The following is a 20,590-nucleotide window of genomic DNA, read 5'->3' on the forward strand; positions in this document are numbered from 1 at the left end:
TTGTTGTTACTTTGTACAATAATGGCAGCACCTGTTTCGGGGTTATTGGTTGTGCCTGATGAAAGATTAACCGTACGGCTCAATTTTATAATGGTTGAATCTGAACCTGCATTAATTACCCCCTCTACAACTAAATAACTGCCGGGAGCGGTAATTACAGGTGGGTTGTAAGGTTTTTTACAACTTATTACAACAATAGTTAGCACAAGATATAGCAGAAATTTTCTTTGAAATTTCATATATTTTTAAAATCTAATATTGTAATTAATAAACGGAATTGGTGATGCAAAAATTGACAGTTTATATCCACTTATTACGCCGCTTTGTTCTGTAAAGAAGGTTGAATAAGCGTTTTGCCTTCCTGTTAAATTATAAACGCCAATTGTCCAGGAATTGTGTGTACGTTGATGAACCCTATGATTTCCTTCTATATTTATTGAAAAATCTGATCTGAAATAATATGGAATCCGATATTCATTTCTGTCAGAATAAAATACTCTTTCCGATCCTGCGTATTCATATTTTGCTATTGGCAGAGTAATAGGCCTGCCTGTATTGTAATTTAAATCTAATGAAATACTATACCTGTGGGTAAACTTGTAATTACCGGTAAAGTTAAAGGCATGCGGCTCATCCCAATTGGCCGGGTAATATGCACCATTATTGATTAACTCTCCGGCATTTGGATCATCCTGTTTTAAGAAAGTACGTGAATAGGTATAACTAAACCATCCGTTTAATTTTCCAGCAGTTTTCTTAATCAGGAATTCTGCACCATAAGCTTTACCCTGCGTATTGATCACATCCTGCTCAATATGCTCATTTAGCAGTAATACTGCTCCACTTTTATAATCAAGATAATCTCTTAGTCTTTTATAATATACTTCAACCGACAGCTCAATGGTATTTTGTTTGGCATTTTTAAAAAGACCCAGCGAAACCTGATCACCATGTTCGGGTTTAATATTCGGATCACTTAACTTATACACATCTGTGGGTGATATGGATGTTGAATTGGTAAGCAAATGGATATACTGATGCATGGTATTATACCCAGCCTTAAGTGAAAGGTCATCACTCAATAAATAACGTGCCGACAATCTGATGTCAGGTGATGAATAGGTATTAATTATTTTACCACTTTTATAAGTGGTGCTATCCAGTACATTAACGGGCTCTTTAGGCAAATTTGGCGCATATTGATCAACGGTTTGCGGGCCAAGATAATTGTAAACATTAAAACGGACACCCGCATTTATGGTTAGTTTTGATGATACATCATACTTATCACCCAGGTATATGCCACTTTCCAGCGCCTGTTCGGCAGGTACTACTTGCGGTATAATCAAAGATTGTGGTCCATCGGGTTCAAATGTGCCCGGGTTTATTTTATACAAAATGGAGTTTACACCAAAATCAAGCGTATGCTTATTGTTTATATAGTAAGTAAAATCAGCCCTGAAGTTTGATTGATTAATCTTAAAACCAAGATCAAATGCATTAACCGGATTTACGGTACTACTTACATCGTATTGATAACGGTCTACCCCAGCAGATACAACACTATATAATTTGTTATTGAAGTTGTGTTTCCACTTTAAAACTGCGCTTTTATTACTATATGAGTATTGAGTATCACTGTTTAGTTTAAATTTATCGTTACTCAAATAACCGGTTAAGTAAATATTATTTTTATCATCAATTTGATGACTTATACCCAGGTTAAAATCATTAAACGAAGCCGAGCTATGCTTATATGCTTCTGGTAATAAGTTTAATAACCAATCAGAATATGTGGTACGCGCACCAAATATGAACGAGGTTTTATCTTTTATAATAGGTCCTTCAATATTAAACCTACTGGTTAACAACCCAATACCGGCAGAGCCTGTAAATATCTTTTTGTTGCCTTCGCGATTATTAATTTCAAGTACAGATGACAAACGGCCTCCGTATTTCTCCGGAATACTGCTTTTATAAAGTTCAATGTCTTTTACTATATCAGGATTAAAGGCTGCAAAGAAACCAAAAAAGTGTGCAGGATTATAAATAGTAGCACCATCGAGCAAAATCAAATTTTCATCAGCAGCACCGCCCCTAACGTTAAACCCGGTGGTAGCCTCGCCTACAGATTTTACCCCGGGCAATGTAAGCACCACCCGCAAAACATCGGCCTCACCAAAAGCTGCCGGAATCTGCTTAATAGTTGCAATGGTTAACTTACTCACACCTAGCTCAGCACTACGTACATTGGCTACTTTATCAGCCGATATTTTAACCTCTTTAAGGGTATTTACCTGCTCTTGTAATTCAATATTCAACTTCCCATCAGTATATAAAATAATCTGCCTTCTGGTATCACGCATTCCTAAACCACGTATTACCAATATATTGCGCCCACGTGGCATAGTAATAGAGTAATATCCAAACTGGTCCGTTGCTACGCCTGCTTTTGTTGAGGGCAGATAAATACTTGCTCCCACTACTGCTTCGCCCGACTTAATATCACGGATATATCCGGATAGAACCGAGTTACCTGGGGTAATGTTATTGGTTTTGTTACCAATTTCATAAAGCTTATTTTCTGTAGTAGCTTCTGGAATTTTCTTTTCTTTATCTACAGTATAGTCTGCCACGCTACTGCTTTGATTAGCCACTACGGTTTGTGAGGCTATCGCAGAAAATCCTGGTGCGAGCTCTGTTTTAATTTGCCTTCCCTTAGTTAAAAACACTTTATTTTCATCAATAGCATAATGAAAATCGGTATTGCTAAAAGCCATATCAAGGATGGTTTCCAATGGCTTATTGTTTACCTGCAGGGTAATTTTAAGGCTATCAAACCCAGCTGGATCATAGTAAAAATGGTAATTACTTTTTGACTCAATGTCATTAACAAACTGCGTTATGGTTGCTTGATGAAAATCGCCGCTGATTAATTTTACAGTAGTTTGCTGTGCCCAGGCCATCTGTAGGAATAACAAACAGCAAAAACTTAGAAAGTAAATTTTTCTCATACTAATTAGTTATATGGTCATAATAAGAAACAATTTTGACCATGGCCTGCTCCCGGTCGTCCCGGAATTTAATTTTATTGGCTTTAATATACTGTTGAATCTCTTTTTTTCTATCCTTTAAAATATCTAAAAGTTGTCCCTGACTCGAAAAGCTATAATAAACTTTACCTTTTCTTATATAATAGTCTATTGCTGGCGAAAAATATTTCTCAAGGCCAACCAGGCTGCTTGTTGTTTGTATACTTTTTGTTCGTTTAACCAGCACCTGTTCTTTTCCATTATAAAGCTCATCGTAATAGCCTGATTTGATATCTGACTTATTGTTAATGGTATCCGTATTAATATTTACGAAGTGATGCCCAAGAAAATCGAAGTTTTTTACTTTGGGCTTGAGTAAATAAATTTTCTGAAAATGATTGTACAATAACGCGGCTACATCATCGCTATACAAGTCATAAAGCATTTGCACATTATTAAATGATTGTCCATCATAAAAAACTGCCCCTGCTGTAAACGTATTTATATCCATAAAATAAGCATTACCTTTTATGGTATGATCATAAAAATAATACTCGGGGCCGTTATATAAGGGTGCCTGTTCGCCTAACGAAGCGTTAAATAACGATATCGCATTGTTAAAAGCAGGTTGCTGAGAACTGCTGTCAGTACCCATTAATTGTGCAAAAGATTTACCTGTAAAAAGAAGAATTATAAGGGTGGTAAACAACGTTATAAGTACTCGTTTTTTCATTGGCTTAAGTTAAGAATGAAAATTACGTTACTTTAAATTAAGAATCAAGTAAATACACTGAAATGCTTTAAAACAGGGCATTTTTAAGCAAAAAATTTAAGTAACATTTCAATTACATTAAAACTATTACTCAATTGCTACAAGAATATTACAAATTGGATTTTGAAAGGCAAAGATTATAAATAGTATTATTGTTTAAACAAAAACCATATTTTTTAATTATGAAAGCATTTAAAGTATTAGCAATCGTATTATTAGCTGCATTTAGTTTTACAGCGGCAAGCGCAAGACCAGTACACCACAAAAAACATTATCACAGAAAACATCGTCCAGTGGTGGCAAAACATCACCGCTAGTAAACAAAAAAGGCCTTCAATTGAAGGCCTTTTTTGTTTGTTTTATATTTTTGCTGTTAAAGCTTACGTTTTACTTCAACGTTTTCATAGGCTTCTACAATGTCGCCAACTTCAATATTATTAAAGTTGTGAATGTTTAAACCACATTCATAACCAGCATTAACTTCTTTAACATCATCTTTAAAGCGTTTTAAAGAGGCCAGTTCGCCGGTGTAAATTACCACACCTTCGCGTATAATGCGTATTTTGCTGTTACGTGTAATTTTACCATCAAGCACCATACAACCTGCAATGGTACCCACTTTACTAATTTTAAAGGTTTCGCGTATTTCAACGTTGGCAACAATCTTCTCTTCGTAAGTAGGTGCAAGCATGCCTTCCATCGCAGCTTTGATTTCATTTATCGCATCGTAGATAATTGAATAAAGTCTGATATCAATCTGCTCTTGCTCGGCCAGTTTACGGGCACTTCCTGAAGGACGTACCTGGAAACCGATAATAATCGCATCAGATGCAGAGGCTAGCAATACATCAGATTCTGATATCTGCCCAACCGCTTTTGATATGATGTTAACCTGTATCTGCTCAGTAGAAAGTTTCAGCAATGAATCTGACAATGCTTCAATTGAACCATCCACGTCACCTTTAACAATAATGTTTAACTCTTTAAAGTTACCCACCGCTAAACGACGGCCAATTTCATCAAGCGTAATATGTTTCTGTGTACGTAAACCTTGCTCACGTTGTAATTGTAAACGTTTGTTGGCAATTTCACGTGCTTCCACTTCGCTTTCCAATACGTTGAATTTATCACCTGCTGTTGGCGCACCCTGCATACCCAATACCTGTACCGGTGTTGAAGGGCCTGCAAATTCAACTCTTTGGCCACGCTCGTTGGTTAATGCTTTTACACGCCCGCTATAGCAACCGGCTAATATTGGGTCGCCCACTTTAAGTTGCCCTGCTTGTACCAGAATAGTAGTTACAATACCACGTCCTTTATCTAAAGCTGCTTCAATAACGGTACCTACTGCACGTTTGTTAGGGTTAGCTTTAAGTTCCAGTAATTCTGCTTCCAGCAATACTTTTTCTAACAACAGCTCAACATTTAAACCTGTTTTGGCTGATATTTCCTGTGATTGATATTTACCACCCCATTCTTCAACCAAAATATTCATGGCCGAAAGTTGTTCACGAACTTTATCGGCATTGGCACCTGGCTTATCAATTTTATTGAATGCGAAGATGATTGGCGCTCCTGCAGCCTGCGCGTGGTTTATGGCCTCGCGGGTTTGCGGCATCACGCTATCGTCAGCAGCAATTACTATAATTACAATGTCTGTTACCTGAGCACCCCTGGCACGCATAGCGGTAAACGCCTCGTGACCCGGTGTATCCAAAAATGTTATTTTTCCTTTACCATCAGGCAGGGTAACCTCGTAGGCACCAATGTGCTGGGTTATACCACCCGCTTCACCACCTATTACGTTGGTTTTGCGGATAAAATCAAGCAATGATGTTTTACCGTGATCAACGTGACCCATTATGGTTACAATTGGTGCACGTGGAATAAGATCTTCCGGAGCATCAGGCTGATCAAGGTTGGCCTCTTCATCCTGTGGCTTAACAAACTCAACCTGGTAGCCAAACTCATCAGCAACAATGCTCAGTGTTTCGGCATCAAGCCTTTGGTTAATGGATACGAACATACCTAAGCTCATACAAGTAGATATGATCTGCGTTACAGATACATCCATCATTGATGCAAGCTCATTGGCTGTTACAAATTCGGTAACCTTTAATACTTTAGATTGCAGTTCCTGCTCCATTGCCAGTTCTTCTGCTGATGCAGCAACGTCATCACGTTTCTGACGGCGGAACTTAGCGCGCTGAGCAAACTTGCCCGACTTACCCGCACCGCTTAAGCGTGCAAGGGTAGCCTTAATCTGGTCTTGTATATCTTTTTCTGAAGGTTCTTCCTTCGGAGTATTATTTTGTGCCGAATTGCGATTCCTGAAATCAGGGCGGTTATTATTATTACCGCCACCCTGGTGGTTACCCGGGCCGGGATGCTGATTATTGGCCCTATTCCTGAAATCCGGACGGTTGCCGCCATGTGGCTGCTGTGTTCCCGGCGGATTTGCCTGTTGGGTATTGGGCTGTGTACCGCCACCCTGTGGGTTTTGGTTTTGGTTCTGGTTTTGATTATTATTACCCGGACCTCCCTGGTGATCTTTACGCTTTCTTTTTCTTTTATGATCAGCCGCGTTGTTGGTGTTAGATGATGATGCTACCGGATTACGTTTTGGCGCATTTACAGGCAATTGGATTTTACCAATTACGTTAGGCCCTGTTAAACGTTCGGCTTTTGCCCTTATTACTTCGGGCTCTTGTGGCTCATCATTGGCAACAACTTCAGGTGCTGCCGAAGCAGCAACTTCTGGTGCAGGAGTTGGTGTTGGCACTGGTGCAGGAACTTCAGCCTTAATAACGGGTTCAACAACCACTGGTTTTTCAGGTGCTTTTTCAACTACAACTACCGGCTCTGGTTTTGGAGCTTCAACAACAGGTGGTTCTGGTTTCGGAACTTCGGCTACTACTACTGGTGGTGGTACAACAACCGGCTCCGGAGCTTTAACAGCCTCTTCTACTTTTTTCTCAACGGGTTTCTCAACCGGCTGTGGTCTTGCATTTAGATTATTAAGGTCAATTTTACCCACTATTTTAACCCCTGGTAAAGCCTCAGTATGTTGTTCTTCTGCCTTTACCAGTTGCGGTTCAACGGGTTTAGGTTCAACAGGCTTCGGTTTTTCAGGTGCCGATGGTGTAAAATGGTTACCCGCGTTCTTAATCAGGATCTCTTCGTTTTCGAAGTCCCTTGAACGGCGGTTATCAACCGGTTTTTCCGGAAACTGTGCAGCAGGCTCTTCCTTTCTTATCTTTCCAATACTGATCTGCTTAGCTTCCTCCTTAATAATTTTATCAACAGCAAACTCTTTCAAAAGAGCGTTGTACATATCGCCATCAAGTTGGGTTGTAGGATGTTTTTGTACCTTGTACCCTTTGGTCGCCAAAAAATCAACGATCGTTCCTGTACCGATATTCAGCTCTTTTGCTGCTGTAAATAATTTTATGGATTTGTCTTCTGACATTTATTATATTTCTTTCTCTGCTATTTTGTGCAAAAATACTATTTTAATTTTGGTTATTACACTTATTCGAACTCAGCTTGAAGAATTGATAACACTTCTTTTACAGTTTCTTCTTCAAGGTCGGTGCGTTTCACCAATTCATTCACTGTTAAAGCTAGCACTGATTTTGCTGTATCTAAACCAATACGTTTAAATTCATCAATAATCCAGCTTTCTATTTCATCAGTAAATTCTTCTATATCAACGTCTTCATCCTGCTCATCAGCTTCACGATAAACGTCTATCTCATATCCCGTCAATTTACCTGCCAACTTAATGTTATGGCCTCCGCGGCCAATGGCTAATGAAACCTGATCGGGTTTTAAATAAACTGCTGCGGTTTTTTTCTCATCATCCAGCTTAATTGATGTTATTTTAGCTGGTGATAATGCACGCTGAATGTAAAGTTGTAAGTTATTGGTGTAGTTAATAACGTCAATATTTTCATTTTTCAGTTCACGTACTATACCGTGGATACGTGATCCTTTCATACCTACGCAGGCACCAACAGGGTCGATACGATCATCATATGACTCTACCGCTACTTTAGCTCTTTCGCCCGGTTCGCGTACAATTTTCTTAATGGTAATTAAGCCATCAAAAATTTCTGGCACTTCCAGCTCAAATAAACGTTGTAAAAACTCAGGAGCCGTACGTGATATGATGATCTTAGGATTGCTGTTCAACATATCTACCTTACTAACCACAGCTTTTACACTATCGCCTTTTTTAAAGTAATCGGCCGGTATCTGCTCAGTTTTTGGTAATAATAACTCGTTGCCTTCATCATCAAGCACCAAAGTTTCTTTTTTCCAAACCTGGTAAACCTCGCCGGTAACAATTTCGCCAACGCGGTCTTTATATTTTTTGAAGATCTCGTCTTTCTCCAGTTCCAGAATTTTTGAAACCAAGGTTTGACGCGCTGCTAATATAGCACGGCGGCCAAAGCTCTCCAGGGTGATCTGCTCAATGTGTTCATCGCCTACTTCAAGGCTCGGATCTAATAATTTAGCTTCTGCCAGTTCAATTTCCAGGTCATCATCCTCACTAAAGCCGTCTTCCATCACCTTACGGGTACGCCATATCTCTAAGTCACCGTTGTCGGTGTTCACAATTACGTCGCAATTTTCATCGGTGCCGTATTTTTTCCTGATCATGCTCCTGAAAACGTCTTCCAGCACGCTCATCATCGTTGGACGGTCGATGTTCTTGAAATCTTTAAATTCCTGAAAAGAATCAATTAAATTAATATTGCTCATTTTCCTACTTGAATGATATTAAAACTTTTGTTTCTGTTATTTGATTAATGGGGATCACGCTTTCCACAAGCTCTGCTTTTTTTCCCTTTTCTTTTACTTTTTCTTCTATTACGATAGCATCTTCTGTAATGCTACTTAATTTACCTTCTCTTTTTGTGCCATCGGCCATTTTAATAGCCAGGTTGCGCCCAATGTTTTTAACGTATTGCCTTAAAAAGGTAAGTGGTGCATCGAGCCCTGGCGATGAAACCTCCAGATTATAGGCGGTTTCAATTACATTTTCTTCCTCCAAATGGAAGCCTACATGCCTGCTGATGGCCACACAATCATCAATGCCAATACCATTATCACCGTCAACCAAAATTACCAATTTTCCGTTGGAATGCATTTTAACATCAACTAAAAAAAGATTTGGCTTATCGGCTATTTTTTCTGCTACAAGTTCCTTTACGCGCTTTTCAATATTCATTACCGTTACTGATAATTTGATTGATAAAATAAAAGAGGGGACAAACGCCCCCTCTTTTTTAATTCAAATGCAAATGTAAGCATTTTTTATATGAAATAAAAAAGTATGTTGTTTTTAAAGATGTTATGATTGATAAGGATAAAATCAGCCCATTCTGTCGTTCTGAAGAATCTTCTTCTAATGACATAGGCATACAGCCTTATCAACCAATACGAAAAACCACAAAAGTTTGTACTATAACAACCAGGCAAAGCCATAAATAAAACTTTGTTTGTGTTTTACTACCAATAGCGCAACATCCGCTTACCACAAAAAATATAATTGTAACCATTGCAAGTAAAACACTCACCTGGCCAAGTACCTCTCCACCAGCAGCATTAGAACTTATACCTGGATGCTGTTTAATTGTTTCTTCAACTTTAAAATTTAGACTTACCAAACGATAGCAAAGCAAACTGTATAAAAGATAAAGCACAACTGCTATTGGGTGTTTCCATAAAATGGATTCCATAAGGATAGTTTAGTATTTGTTAATACTTATTTATGGAGAAAGGTAACCCCTAGTTTTTACGGGAGATCTGGATGCAGCAGATTTAGCAAGCGAAGAAGATATTTCACTGTCGTTCAATATGACAAAGAAAAAGGCTTGAATCAGAATTTATAGAATTTTCAAAATGCTGTTTATGTAATTCTGCGCATTCCAAAATTCTATAAATTCCGATTCAGACACCAATTAAAACACCAAATCAGTATACGGTATTTTCCTTAGTTTCTTTTTGCCGCGTATAAAATCAAGTGTTTCGTCGCTTTTGTCGAAGCGGTAGTAACGCATAAAGTAGGTTTTCCCTTTTTCAAACGGCGTATCGGGCCTGAATACTACGGCGCTGTCGCCCAGACGGTAAGTACCGGGTTGCACGGGCTGGTAATCCTTCATATCGGTATCGGCAGGCATCCTGAAAACGGGCAACAGCCCCCGCCATGAAGCCTGGGCCGAGTCGCGGTTAATTTCGCTGATGATGTCGAAGTCAAGACCGGTAAATTTCACCGCGCGGCCACTATCAATCATACTGATACGCACTTTCGATTCTTTTGGTTTAGGCGCACAAGCCACACAAAACAACAATAAGCCGACCAAAAAACGTTTCATACAGTTATTTCTTTAGGGTTTGCTCAAACAACTTAAATATGCGTTTATACTCATCTGTCCAGCTGCTGGGCTGTTCAAAAGCATGATCCTCTACCGGGTATGATGCCAGCTCCCAGTTATCTTTATGCAGCTCTATCAGTTTTTGTGTAAGGCGAATAATGTCCTGGTAGTTTACATTCTGGTCAACCATGCCATGCAGCATCAGTAAATTACCTTTCAAACCATCGGCAAAATAAATGGGCGAGCTTTGGCGATAGGCCTTCTCGTCGGTAAAAGGCTCATTTAAAATTTCGTCGGTATAGCCGTGGTTATAATGCGCCCAGTCGGTTACCGAACGTATAGCTGCACCCGAGGTAAATACATCAGGCTCGGTAAACATAGCCATCAGCGTAATAAAACCACCGTACGAACCACCGTATAAGCCTACATGTTTCGGGTTTACGCCATATTTATCAACCAGCATTTTTACACCATCGGCCTCATCGGTTAAATCTTTACCACCCATGTGCCTGTAAATGGCGGTGCGCCAGTCGCCGCCGTAGCCTGCGCTGCCGGAGTAGTCCATATCTAAAACAGTATAACCATTATCGGCCAGCATATTGTTAAACATAAACTCGCGGAAGTAATAACTCCATTTATAATCAGCATTTTGCAGGTAGCCTGCGCCATGAACAAAAACAACAGCCGGTTTTGCCGGATCAGGATGCTGCGGCAGGTATAAGCGTGCATAAACATCGCTGCCATAACGGTTTTTAAAGGTGATGATCTGCGGATCGCGCCATGGATAGGAGTTAAACTCGTCGGTAGTTGAATTGGTAACCTTTGTTGGGGCTGCTCCGGCCTTATTAGGCTGAATATACAACTCCCATGGCTTGTTTGAATACGAATACCGAATGGCAAGCCACTTTTCATCAGGCGAAAGTGAAACCTCGTTGCCACCTTTTAAAGTGGTTAACTTAACAGGGCTACCACCGCTAACTGGCATTTTATAAAACTCCGTAACTCCGGGGTGCTCCATATTGGCGGTAAAGTAAAAGGTCTTTTTATCGTTTGATAGTTGCAGGGTTTGTGCTTCCCATTTGCCGCTGGTTAGCTGTTTTGATATTCCATCAATTACATCAACCACATAGATGTGGGCGTATCCGCTGGCTTCGCTTTCAAAGTAAAAGTGGGTATTATCTATCCAACCCATATTATCCTGACCTGGACCGCCTACCCATGCGTCATTATGCTCGCGGTAAAGCAAACTCAAGTTTCCGGTTTGTGCATCCAGCTTCATCAACCAACGATCCTTATTATCCTGTGCACCTACTTCTACTACTGCACTTTTGCCATCTTCGCTCCAAAAGGTGCCCTGTATTTCAACTTTACGGTCCTCATTAAGCTTGGTGCGTTGCTCCAGTTCTTTTGGATAATCTTTCACATAAGCTGGAATGTCTTTAATACCCGGAATAGCTGAAGTGTTAATTTTATAAACGGAATCACGCTGGGTATCAAAAATAAAAGATTCATAAGCGGTTTGTGCCGCGCCTACCTTGGTGCGGTTAGGAATATCTTCTGTAAAGCCTGATGCGGTAACATAATCGGGTACTATTGTCCTTTTTGCATCCGGATGTTTAGCAAGGCGGTAAGTAATAAAACGCCCATCGGGACTAAGGGTTACCGAGCCTACAACTTTATCGTCAATAGCTATCTCTTTTAACTTTTTAGGGGCCAAGTCTGCATGCTCTGCCGAGTCGAGCTTCCTGTCGTTCTCGTTAACTTTTACAATGTCGAAAAGTTCCAGTTGCTGGCTCTTCAACCATTTATCCTGCTCGTTGCCACCATCCTGATCGGCCTTTTTACGGCCAGTAGCTTTGCCTTTTGCTGCTTCGTGTACAAAATTGGTTAGCTGCACCAATTCACCGCCATTCAGTTTAAGCGAATACAAATTATCGCCGCGCATAAAGGTTACTTTACTTTCGTCGCCATTAAAGCGTGGATTACTTTCGCGCTCGGTAGTGTTGGTTAATTGCAAAACTTTACCGGTAAGGGGTTCATCTAAAAAGATGTCGCCATTTTTTTCGTAAAGCTTTAGGGTATGTTTTTTATTCCACACACCATTGTGTGAGCCCTGTAGCTTTTGTTCTTCAATATCAACCTTAACCGGTTTAACATTGCCTGTTAATATGGAATAAAGCTCCCCTCTGCTGGTACCCCAGGTAAAATACACCTTTTTACTGTCATCACTCCAGTGAACATCTGATGGGGAGATGCCTATCCATTTCGGATCGCGCATTATTTTTTCAATGGTAAGGGTTTCCAGTTTCTGTGCAAATGCTGCCGAACAGAAAGGTATTAACAACAGGGTAAAAAGTCTTTTCATTTATATTTTACTGAGTAATTGATTGGGCCGATCAGATAGATTATACATCATCAGATCAGCTTATCGAAACGCAAGATAATAGTTTCAATAATGATTAGTATTTTTAAGCATTGATTTGTTACATATGGAAATACAGGGTGAAGGATTTAAGCTCAGAAGCTGGAGAACAGATGATGTTGAATCGCTGCAAAAGCATGCGGATAACCCAAATATTTCTTGTTTTTTGTTCGACAGATTTCCGCACCCTTATACTATGGAAGCAGGTTTTAGCTGGATAGCTCCAATGCTTACACAAGACCCAATTGTAAATTTCGCTATTGATGTTAATGACGAAGTGGTAGGCGTAATAAGTTTGGATTTACGGCCGGATATTTATCACAAAGCCCCCCTGTTGGGCTACTGGCTCAGCGAAGCATTATGGGGACGCGGCATTATGACCAATGCAGTAAAGCTGATTACAGATTACGCTTTTAATACCCTCGACATGATACGTGTACAGGCGGGTGTGTTAGGCAATAATCCGCGGTCAATGCGGGTATTAGAAAAGGCCGGCTTTACCAAAGAAGGTATACTAAAAAACAACCTCATTAAAAACGGGGTTATTTTAGATGAGCATATTTATGGTATGGTGAAAAGCTGACGTGATTTTTCAGCAAATTAACAACCTATTAAGATACCGTAATCTCGCCCCTGATATCGGTTTCCAGCCAGTGTTTTACTTGTGCGGAATCTTCAAAATTACCCAGTAAGTACATCATTTTGGTTACTGCCGATTCATAGGTCATATCGTAGCCGTTGGCCACGCCAATATCTTTCAGATGCTTGCTGGTTTCATAGCGGCCCAGTTCAACTGTGCCTACTTTACATTGCGAAATATCCAGAATTACCTTTCCATTATCGATGGCATTTTTTAGCAGGTCAACAAACCATTGGTCGGTTGTGGTATTACCTGCCCCAAAGGTTTCCATTACTATGCCCCTTACGCCAGACGATAAAATGGTTTCTACAACTTTAGGACTGATGCCGGGATACAATTTTAGTACAGCCACATCAGCTACCAGGTTTTTATGTACAATAAGCCCCTCGCCTTCCTCCGGGTGCCGGATATCATTAACACTGAAACGAAGATGCACACCAGACTCAGCCAAAATTGGATAATTGGGTGAGCGGAAAGCTTCAAATTTTGATGAATTGTATTTAAAGGAACGATTACCGCGAAACAGCTTATAATCAAAATAGATACACACCTCGGGGACACGGGCGCGATCATTCTTTTTGGCTTTGGCTATCTCAATGGCAGTCATCAAATTTTCTTTGGCATCGGTACGTACTGCGCTGATAGGCAGTTGCGATCCTGTAAATATTACAGGCTTACCCAGGTTTTCGAGCATAAAGCTTAATGCCGAAGCGGTAAATGCCATGGTATCAGAACCGTGTAAAATCACAAAGCCATCAACCGAATCATAATTAGATTCAATTAAACCCGCCAGCTGACTCCAGATAGCCGGGCTCATGTTAGATGAATCAATGATCTCCTCGAACGAGTGAACCATTATTTTACAATTAAGCTTCTCCAGTTCAGGAACATTATCCATTATCTGCTCGAAATTAATGGGTTTGAGCACTTTAGTAACCGGGTCGCTCATCATACCGATTGTCCCGCCGGTATAAATGATCAGAATTTGACTCATGTATATTTTAGGTTGTACTGATTAAGTTTATGGTAAAAGTTTATGGCAAGCACCGATAATTACTATTATACCAATTTAATTTAAAATAAGATTCAAAATCTTAAAAATATGTTAGTTAAACGCCAAAAACCAGCTTTGAATTTTGTGTAGTTATAGCAGCTACATTTTCAATCGATGTTTGGTGCAGATCCGCAACCTTTTGGGCAATGTAAATTAAATACGAGCTTTCATTAGGCTTGCCCCGGTACGGAATGGGCGCAAGGTACGGAGAATCTGTTTCTAAAACTATCCGGTTTAAATCAATTTCTGATACAACTTTATCCAAACCCGAATTTTTATAGGTAACCACTCCGCCTATGCCCAGGTAAAATCCCAGTTCAATAGTCTTTTGGGCTTGCTCCAAATTGCCTGTAAAGCAGTGAAATATGCCGCGCAAGTCATCGCCCTGCTCCTGCTCTAATACTTCAAAAACCGCGTTAAAAGCATCACGGCAGTGAATAACTATGGGTAGCTTTAAGGTTTTGGCCCAGGCAATTTGTGCCTTAAATGCTTTTATTTGTTGAGGAAGCGTGGTCTTATCCCAATACAGGTCAATTCCAATTTCGCCAATAGCCACTATTTTATTTTGTTCTGCTGTTTTTTGAATGATGGCTAATTCATTTTCCCAATCAGCCTTTACATTGCAGGGATGGAGTCCCAGCATGGGGTAACATATATCAGGACATTCATTTACCAGCCCGAAAACCAGGGGTACTGATGAGGCATCAACATTCGGTAAAAAAAGACGGCTGATATTATTTTCTTTGCAGCGCTGTATTAATTGAGCCCGTTTATTATCATCTGTTTCATAATACAAATGGGTATGCGTATCCGTCAAGATCATGCGGCAAAGTTAACTATCCGCTAAGAAACTTACGAAGTTTTGAAAACTTCGTAAGTTATTTATAACAATTCTGTATATCGGAAAAACAATTAAGCGGCTTTTTTAGCCAGCGGTTTCTTTTTTGCCAGCGGTTTTTTGGCAGCAACAGGGTGCTTAATAGGCTTAAGTTTTACCACTTCTACATCAAATACCAGTGTATTGTATGGTTTTATATCATCGCCGGCACCTTGTGCGCCATAAGCCAATGCCGATGGAACAACAAAGGTAGCTTTAGAGCCTTCGTTTAATAAAAGTAAGCCTTCATCCCAACCAGGGATAACGCCACCTGTACCCACAATAACCTGTATAGGCTCATAAGTACGGCCTGGTTGATTTAAACCGGCAGTTTTCGCAACAGCCTCAATACTCGAGTCAAATACTTTATCATCCAACGTACGGCCTGCATAGTTTACCAATACAGTATCGCCCTTTAAAACTTTACGCTTTAGGGAAGGTTTTGTAATTACATATTTTAAGCCTGATGTGGTAGTTTTTAAAACAAGCTTATGATCAGCAATATATTTTGTTGCATTAACGGTTTCTTCTTCTTTTACTTTTTCAGCAGCTGCATTTCTTTCGGCAATAGCCTGGTCTAATGATTGCACCTTTACAATTTTCAATATAAAATTAAGGGAGCTACCTTTTGGAAAAAAAGCAGGACGCTGATCTTCGTGACCTTTAAATATAGAATCTGTTGGCACTTTAACCAGGGCACTATCGTTAACAGCCAGCAAAGGGAATATCTCCATCAAATCGCCAACATTTTGTGAAGGCTGAATCTGTGCCTGAACAGGGTGACCTGCTGCATAAGTACTGAAAAGCACCGAATCTTTATCTGTTTTTTGGATAACCTGGAAAGTTATCACATCATTCAGCTTTATTTTATCTCCGGTATTAGGCGTAAAAATCTGGTAAGCTGCGCCTTTGGGCGTATGCTGCATTTCGGTTTGGGCATTAGCTTTAACAACTATAGTTAAGGCTAAAATGATCAGGATGTATTTCATCATTAATAAAAAAAGCCTTCCTGTATTACCAGGAAGGCTATATTAAAGTAGTTTAATTATTTTTTAACTGGTTGTGGATGCGACAGCATTTGTTGTAACGACGGAGCAACCGGTTTTGGAGCATTAGGATTTGGGTGAACAACATCAACCAACTCAATGTCAAATATCAATGAGGTAAAAGGCTGTATCTGGCCTGCACCCTGCTCGCCATAAGCCAGGCTTGACGGGATAAGCAATTTAGCTTCAGAACCTTTGCCTAAAAGACGCATGCCCTGATCCCAACCTTTTATCATACCTTTTTGACCAATGGCAAAACGGATAGGTTTGTATGGATTCATTGGGTTAATAGGCAATTTGAATTTCAACGCATCAGATTTTACGCTGGTTTCTAATACTTTGCCAGAAACTAATCTTAAAGTATAGTTAACTACAACTGTATCACCATCAGCAGGTTTAATTCCCGTACCTTGTTTGGTTATCTGATAGTATAAACCTGAATCAGTTTTAGTAACGTTCAATTTATTATCAGCAATATATTTTGCAAGTTTTATTGGCTCTTGTGTTTTAATTACATCAACTACTGATTTTACGTAAGCCTGTACACGACCCTGGAAAACCTGATCGCTTAAGTTACCTTTTGAAATTACTTTTTCAACTTTAATAACATAAACCTGATATTTGCCTTTTAAGCCCGGTGGCCTAGGGTGCCCTTTTGTTAAAGTATCGATATTTACTTTAATGATAGCGCTATCACCTTCGCTTAGCAATTCAATACCTGAAATCACATCGCCTTTGGTTTGTGGCTTTTGAATAGGCTGCATAAATGGCATACCATTTTCATATGTACTGCCTACTACAGAATCGGCATCAGTTTTTAAAGTTAAGTTTAGGCTTACAAAATCGCCCGGCTGAATGGCAGGTCCGGATTTATCAGTAATAATATTGTATAGCAACCCTCCCTCACCTTTTTTAAATCCACCGTTGCAACTTGCTAAGCCAATGGCTGCAAGTGCTAAAAACATCAGTCTTTTTTTCATTTTTTAGTTTATTGTATTAATAGTTTTTTATACTCAGGTAATATTAATTTAAATTGATTTACTACTTCTTCAAAGCTACTATTTGACATACCACCTGCTGCATTGCGATGGCCGCCCCCGTTAAAATATTTTTTACAAATATCATTAGCCGGAAATTCGCCTTTTGACCTTAATGAGAGTTTAACCATATCGGTGCGCTCAACAATAAAGGCCGCTAATCTAATACCTGAAATTGACAATGCATAATTTACTATGCCTTCAGTATCGCCGGTTATCACATTATATTTTTCAAGGTCCTGCTTACTTACAGTTATTATGGCCGTATTGTACTCATACAAAACTTCCAATTTTTCAGACAGACACATTCCTAAAAAGCGTAAACGGCTTTCGGACGAATCATTGTATACCTGCTCGTGAATATAATAGCCATCAGCTCCGGCTTCAATTAAAGCGGCAACAATGAGGTGTACCTCAGCAGTAGTTTTGGGTAATGAAAAAGATGCCGAATCGGTCATGATACCTGTATAAAGGCATACAGCCACATCTTTATTAATGAGCTCAGGATGGTTAAGTTCTTTAACAATAAACTTGTAAACCAGTTGTGCAGTTGCACAAGCGTTAATGTCCCAGTAGCGATAATCATCAAAATCAGCCGGTTCCAGATGATGGTCAATCATTACTTTAAGGGCACTGCTTTCGCCAACCAGTATACCCATATCATTAATGCGGCTTAATGCATTAAAGTCGAGGCAAAAAATGATATCAGCGTCTGCAATCAATTGGGCCGATCGCGGTATGTTTTCGGTATAGATTATAACATCGCCATTGCCGGGTAGCCAGCTCAGGTTTTGAGGATAATCAGTAGGTGCTATTACTTTAGCATGGTGCCCCTGCTGTATTAAATAATTATATAAACCTAAAGACGAGCCCATAGCATCACCATCAGGTTTGTGATGAGTAGTAATAACTATTTTTTGAGGCTGCGCTAAAAGTTCAGTAAGCGAGGCTATATCTAACATTAATTTAAAAAAAGAGTTGCAAAGCTAAATAAATAAATTAAATACGGATATCTTATTTAATGCAAAAACCTTTATGTTTTAATTGTAAAAAGCTACTTTTGCGGCAAATTAACACCCATAGCAGAACGAACAATAAATTTCAACAAGGACAGTTGATTACACACAAAACAAAATCCTGCATAATATTTAAATACATAATAATAAATTTCTGATGGAAACTAATAAAACATTTACCATGATTAAGCCTGATGCTGTTGCAAATGGCCACATTGGTGCAATTTTAGATCAAATTATAAAAGGCGGCTTTAAAATTACTGCCATGAAATACACTAAACTAAGCCAGGAAACTGCTGGTAAATTTTACGAAGTTCATAAAGAGCGTCCTTTTTATGGTGAATTGGTTGACTTTATGTCATCAGGAACCATTGTTGCCGCCATTTTGGAAAAAGACAATGCGGTTGAAGATTTCCGTAAACTGATTGGTGCTACAGACCCTGCAAAAGCCGAAAAAGGTACTATCCGTAACCTGTTTGCACAATCAATTGGTGCTAATGCTATACACGGTTCAGATTCTGACGAAAATGCTAAAATTGAAGGCTCATTCTTCTTTTCCGGCCTTGAAAAATTTTAATATTTAATAATAAGCCGGATGCTCTTTTAATAAAATATAGCATCCGGCTATTTTTTTATCTTGTTTATTTGAAAAGAAGTCCATAATTTTATAAATTGCAAATCTCTCTACCAATTTAGCTTCCTTAATTATAAACTAAGTAAAGATTATAAATCAGATAAGATCATGAAACTACTACTAAAATATATTTTATATACTTTGCTTATCGTAGTATTAGTTTCTGCAACTATATTATTATACAGAACACATCCGGAAGCCCAGCTGGCTTTTATACTTCCGGGACTGTTTATTCTTGTTTTTTCAAGAATGAGCGATGATCTGAAGTTCAGAACCTTCTTCCCCAGGTGGACTAAAGAAAAATAATTTCTTCTATCAATACCCCCTTAGCATTTTCATTTACCTTATCAATTATCTGCGAGCGGATCATCATCAATTCGTTTTTTATTACGGATGATTCTATACGGAGGAATAGTTTTTTATCGTGTATATAAATTTCCTTTGTGCGATTAGCTACTGATTTGCCAACCAGTTCGGGCCAGGCAGCAATTACGGCAGTTTCATCATAGCGGCGTTTTATTTTATAAACCTGCAGCATTTGTTCAATTGCTTCCTTTAATGATTTATCATTTGCCTTACGCATCTATTTCGCCTCCTTTAACTTTAAACAATTGTATAACTACGCCAATTTCATTAAAAACTTTTTCAACCCGGTTAACATTGGTATCGGTAATAAAAACCTGCCCAAAGTCATGGTTGGATATCATTTGCATTAGCTTGGTAATCCGTTGATCATCCAGCTTATCAAAAATATCATCCAATAATAGTATAGGTTTAAAGCCATTTTGTTTATACAGAAAACTGTACTGCGCCAGTTTTAAGGCTATCAAAAAAGATTTTTGCTGTCCTTGTGAACCAAATTTCTTCATCGACATGCCATGAATAGCAAATTGCAGGTCATCACGATGGATACCCACAGTAGTACGTTCAAGAGCACGGTCTTTCTCGATGCTCTTTTTTAATAAGGCCCCAAAATCATCCTGCAATAACTGCGATTCATACACCAGATCCACCTGCTCGGCATCATCACTTAAAAAACGGTAGTGCTTATTAAATATCTCCGTATAGATTTCCATAAAAGCTTTGCGCTTTTCAAAAATACGGGTGCCAGATACGGTGAGCTGCTCATCTAAAACATCCATTAAATTAGGATCATAACGGCCGGTATCCGCAATAAGCTTTAGCATAGCATTGCGGTTTAGCAATACCTTATTATATATAATCAATTCGTCGAGGTAGGCATTATCAGTTTGTGATATCACATTATCAATAAACTTGCGCCGTTCTTCGCTGCCTTCAATAATAATACTGATATCATAAGGCGATACCATTACCAACGGGAACAATCCAATATGATCGGCCAGACGCTGATAATCTTTTTTATTGCGTTTAAATTGTTTTTTCTGATTACGTTTTACCGAACAGGCTACTGCTTCCTGGTTGTCGTTCTTATTAAAACTTCCGGTAATGATAAAAAAATCAGCACCCTGTTTTATCTGCTGGCTATCTATCGGGTTAAAATAGCTTTTACATAAGGACAGATAATGAATTGCATCCAGCAGATTGGTTTTGCCTGCACCATTGTTACCGGTAAATACGTTTACCCCTTCGCTAAAGGTAAGCCCGGCTTCGGCATAGTTTTTAAAATTAATAACGGATAACTGCTGCAAATACATT

Annotated in this window: 20 protein-coding genes; 4 read left to right on the top strand and 16 right to left on the bottom strand. The window is 39.1% G+C overall.

Annotated elements, in window-relative coordinates; translation table 11 throughout:
- The 3 genes from JN11_RS17325 to JN11_RS17335 all read right to left on the bottom strand — a co-directional run.
- On the bottom strand, window positions 1-239 hold a 239-nt coding region (locus JN11_RS17325; RefSeq protein WP_144914581.1), incomplete at its 3' end, for a DUF4249 family protein.
- A gap of 6 nt (window positions 240-245) precedes the next feature.
- Window positions 246-3,014, bottom strand: a complete 2,769-nt coding sequence (locus JN11_RS17330) for a TonB-dependent receptor (protein WP_144914583.1) — start codon at window positions 3,012-3,014, stop codon at window positions 246-248.
- 1 nt (window position 3,015) lies between these two features.
- On the bottom strand, window positions 3,016-3,765 hold the full coding sequence (locus JN11_RS17335; protein ID WP_144914584.1) for a hypothetical protein: 750 nt from the start codon (window positions 3,763-3,765) through the stop codon (window positions 3,016-3,018).
- Window positions 3,766-3,986: 221 nt separating this feature from the next.
- Between JN11_RS17335 and JN11_RS24860 the strand changes: the two genes are divergently transcribed.
- Window positions 3,987-4,121 (top strand): hypothetical protein, encoded by a 135-nt coding sequence (locus JN11_RS24860; RefSeq protein WP_262713293.1) that lies wholly within the window; start codon window positions 3,987-3,989, stop codon window positions 4,119-4,121.
- 56 nt (window positions 4,122-4,177) lie between these two features.
- Here JN11_RS24860 and infB read toward each other — a convergent pair whose 3' ends face one another.
- The 6 genes from infB to JN11_RS17365 all read right to left on the bottom strand — a co-directional run bounded on the left by infB (window position 4,178) and on the right by JN11_RS17365 (window position 12,552).
- Entirely contained in the window at window positions 4,178-7,273 is a 3,096-nt protein-coding gene (infB, locus tag JN11_RS17340) for a translation initiation factor IF-2 (protein ID WP_144914586.1), read from the bottom strand.
- A gap of 62 nt (window positions 7,274-7,335) precedes the next feature.
- On the bottom strand, window positions 7,336-8,571 hold the full coding sequence (gene nusA / locus JN11_RS17345) for a transcription termination factor NusA (RefSeq protein ID WP_144914588.1): 1,236 nt from the start codon (window positions 8,569-8,571) through the stop codon (window positions 7,336-7,338).
- Between the two features lie 4 nt (window positions 8,572-8,575).
- A complete protein-coding gene (gene rimP, locus JN11_RS17350) occupies window positions 8,576-9,040 on the bottom strand; it encodes a ribosome assembly cofactor RimP (RefSeq protein ID WP_144914589.1) in 465 nt (154 codons plus the stop codon).
- Between the two features lie 202 nt (window positions 9,041-9,242).
- Window positions 9,243-9,551, bottom strand: coding sequence for a hypothetical protein (locus JN11_RS17355; RefSeq protein WP_144914591.1), 309 nt, complete (start codon window positions 9,549-9,551; stop codon window positions 9,243-9,245).
- Window positions 9,552-9,773: 222 nt separating this feature from the next.
- Window positions 9,774-10,187 carry a hypothetical protein gene (locus tag JN11_RS17360; protein WP_144914592.1) on the bottom strand — a complete coding sequence of 138 codons (414 nt, stop codon included), beginning with the start codon at window positions 10,185-10,187 and terminating at the stop codon, window positions 9,774-9,776.
- A 4-nt stretch (window positions 10,188-10,191) separates the two neighbouring features.
- Window positions 10,192-12,552 (bottom strand): S9 family peptidase, encoded by a 2,361-nt coding sequence (locus tag JN11_RS17365; RefSeq protein ID WP_144914594.1) that lies wholly within the window; start codon window positions 12,550-12,552, stop codon window positions 10,192-10,194.
- A gap of 124 nt (window positions 12,553-12,676) precedes the next feature.
- On the opposite strand from JN11_RS17365, the gene JN11_RS17370 reads away from it, so the two are divergent.
- Complete coding sequence (locus JN11_RS17370) at window positions 12,677-13,192, top strand: GNAT family N-acetyltransferase (RefSeq protein WP_144914596.1); 516 nt, start codon at window positions 12,677-12,679, stop codon at window positions 13,190-13,192.
- Between the two features lie 28 nt (window positions 13,193-13,220).
- Here the strand turns inward: JN11_RS17370 and JN11_RS17375 are convergent, their stop codons facing one another.
- The 5 genes from JN11_RS17375 to JN11_RS17395 all read right to left on the bottom strand — a co-directional run bounded on the left by JN11_RS17375 (window position 13,221) and on the right by JN11_RS17395 (window position 18,225).
- Window positions 13,221-14,243, bottom strand: coding sequence for an asparaginase (locus tag JN11_RS17375; RefSeq protein WP_144914597.1), 1,023 nt, complete (start codon window positions 14,241-14,243; stop codon window positions 13,221-13,223).
- 115 nt (window positions 14,244-14,358) lie between these two features.
- Window positions 14,359-15,126, bottom strand: a complete 768-nt coding sequence (locus JN11_RS17380; RefSeq protein WP_144914599.1) for a TatD family hydrolase — start codon at window positions 15,124-15,126, stop codon at window positions 14,359-14,361.
- An 89-nt stretch (window positions 15,127-15,215) separates the two neighbouring features.
- Window positions 15,216-16,172 (bottom strand): FKBP-type peptidyl-prolyl cis-trans isomerase, encoded by a 957-nt coding sequence (locus tag JN11_RS17385; RefSeq protein ID WP_246139046.1) that lies wholly within the window; start codon window positions 16,170-16,172, stop codon window positions 15,216-15,218.
- Window positions 16,173-16,225: 53 nt separating this feature from the next.
- Window positions 16,226-17,206, bottom strand: a complete 981-nt coding sequence (locus JN11_RS17390) for an FKBP-type peptidyl-prolyl cis-trans isomerase (protein WP_144914601.1) — start codon at window positions 17,204-17,206, stop codon at window positions 16,226-16,228.
- Between the two features lie 8 nt (window positions 17,207-17,214).
- Window positions 17,215-18,225 carry a DHH family phosphoesterase gene (locus JN11_RS17395; protein ID WP_144914603.1) on the bottom strand — a complete coding sequence of 337 codons (1,011 nt, stop codon included), beginning with the start codon at window positions 18,223-18,225 and terminating at the stop codon, window positions 17,215-17,217.
- 211 nt (window positions 18,226-18,436) lie between these two features.
- Here JN11_RS17395 and JN11_RS17400 point away from each other — a divergent pair, with 211 nt between their 5' ends.
- Together JN11_RS17400 and JN11_RS17405 are read left to right on the top strand one after the other, a co-directional pair.
- On the top strand, window positions 18,437-18,856 hold the full coding sequence (locus JN11_RS17400) for a nucleoside-diphosphate kinase (RefSeq protein ID WP_144914604.1): 420 nt from the start codon (window positions 18,437-18,439) through the stop codon (window positions 18,854-18,856).
- Window positions 18,857-19,021: 165 nt separating this feature from the next.
- Window positions 19,022-19,219 (top strand): hypothetical protein, encoded by a 198-nt coding sequence (locus JN11_RS17405; protein WP_144914606.1) that lies wholly within the window; start codon window positions 19,022-19,024, stop codon window positions 19,217-19,219.
- On the opposite strand, the gene JN11_RS17410 is transcribed toward JN11_RS17405, so the two are convergent.
- Together JN11_RS17410 and recF are read right to left on the bottom strand one after the other, a co-directional pair.
- A complete protein-coding gene (locus JN11_RS17410; RefSeq protein WP_144914608.1) occupies window positions 19,206-19,496 on the bottom strand; it encodes a DUF721 domain-containing protein in 291 nt (96 codons plus the stop codon). The genes JN11_RS17405 and JN11_RS17410 overlap by 14 nt on opposite strands.
- Complete coding sequence (gene recF, locus JN11_RS17415; RefSeq protein WP_144914609.1) at window positions 19,489-20,589, bottom strand: DNA replication/repair protein RecF; 1,101 nt, start codon at window positions 20,587-20,589, stop codon at window positions 19,489-19,491. Before recF ends, JN11_RS17410 begins: the two co-directional genes overlap by 8 nt.
- Between the last annotated feature and the right edge of the window lies 1 nt (window position 20,590).

The sequence above is a fragment of the Mucilaginibacter frigoritolerans genome (assembly GCF_007830615.1).
GTDB classification, from domain to species: Bacteria; Bacteroidota; Bacteroidia; order Sphingobacteriales; family Sphingobacteriaceae; genus Mucilaginibacter; species Mucilaginibacter frigoritolerans.

Coding starts and splice junctions, on each gene's coding strand:
- JN11_RS17355 (WP_144914591.1), bottom strand. CDS start 9,551: ATGGAATCCATTTTATGGAAACACCCAATAGCAGTTGTGCTTTATCTT.
- JN11_RS17375 (WP_144914597.1), bottom strand. CDS start 14,243: ATGAGTCAAATTCTGATCATTTATACCGGCGGGACAATCGGTATGATG.
- nusA (WP_144914588.1), bottom strand. CDS start 8,571: ATGAGCAATATTAATTTAATTGATTCTTTTCAGGAATTTAAAGATTTC.
- JN11_RS17390 (WP_144914601.1), bottom strand. CDS start 17,206: ATGAAAAAAAGACTGATGTTTTTAGCACTTGCAGCCATTGGCTTAGCA.
- infB (WP_144914586.1), bottom strand. CDS start 7,273: ATGTCAGAAGACAAATCCATAAAATTATTTACAGCAGCAAAAGAGCTG.
- JN11_RS17380 (WP_144914599.1), bottom strand. CDS start 15,126: ATGATCTTGACGGATACGCATACCCATTTGTATTATGAAACAGATGAT.
- JN11_RS17395 (WP_144914603.1), bottom strand. CDS start 18,225: ATGTTAGATATAGCCTCGCTTACTGAACTTTTAGCGCAGCCTCAAAAA.
- JN11_RS17400 (WP_144914604.1), top strand. CDS start 18,437: ATGGAAACTAATAAAACATTTACCATGATTAAGCCTGATGCTGTTGCA.
- JN11_RS24860 (WP_262713293.1), top strand. CDS start 3,987: ATGAAAGCATTTAAAGTATTAGCAATCGTATTATTAGCTGCATTTAGT.
- JN11_RS17330 (WP_144914583.1), bottom strand. CDS start 3,014: ATGAGAAAAATTTACTTTCTAAGTTTTTGCTGTTTGTTATTCCTACAG.
- JN11_RS17365 (WP_144914594.1), bottom strand. CDS start 12,552: ATGAAAAGACTTTTTACCCTGTTGTTAATACCTTTCTGTTCGGCAGCA.
- JN11_RS17335 (WP_144914584.1), bottom strand. CDS start 3,765: ATGAAAAAACGAGTACTTATAACGTTGTTTACCACCCTTATAATTCTT.
- rimP (WP_144914589.1), bottom strand. CDS start 9,040: ATGAATATTGAAAAGCGCGTAAAGGAACTTGTAGCAGAAAAAATAGCC.
- JN11_RS17405 (WP_144914606.1), top strand. CDS start 19,022: ATGAAACTACTACTAAAATATATTTTATATACTTTGCTTATCGTAGTA.
- JN11_RS17370 (WP_144914596.1), top strand. CDS start 12,677: ATGGAAATACAGGGTGAAGGATTTAAGCTCAGAAGCTGGAGAACAGAT.
- JN11_RS17385 (WP_246139046.1), bottom strand. CDS start 16,172: ATGATGAAATACATCCTGATCATTTTAGCCTTAACTATAGTTGTTAAA.
- recF (WP_144914609.1), bottom strand. CDS start 20,589: ATGTATTTGCAGCAGTTATCCGTTATTAATTTTAAAAACTATGCCGAA.
- JN11_RS17410 (WP_144914608.1), bottom strand. CDS start 19,496: ATGCGTAAGGCAAATGATAAATCATTAAAGGAAGCAATTGAACAAATG.
- JN11_RS17360 (WP_144914592.1), bottom strand. CDS start 10,187: ATGAAACGTTTTTTGGTCGGCTTATTGTTGTTTTGTGTGGCTTGTGCG.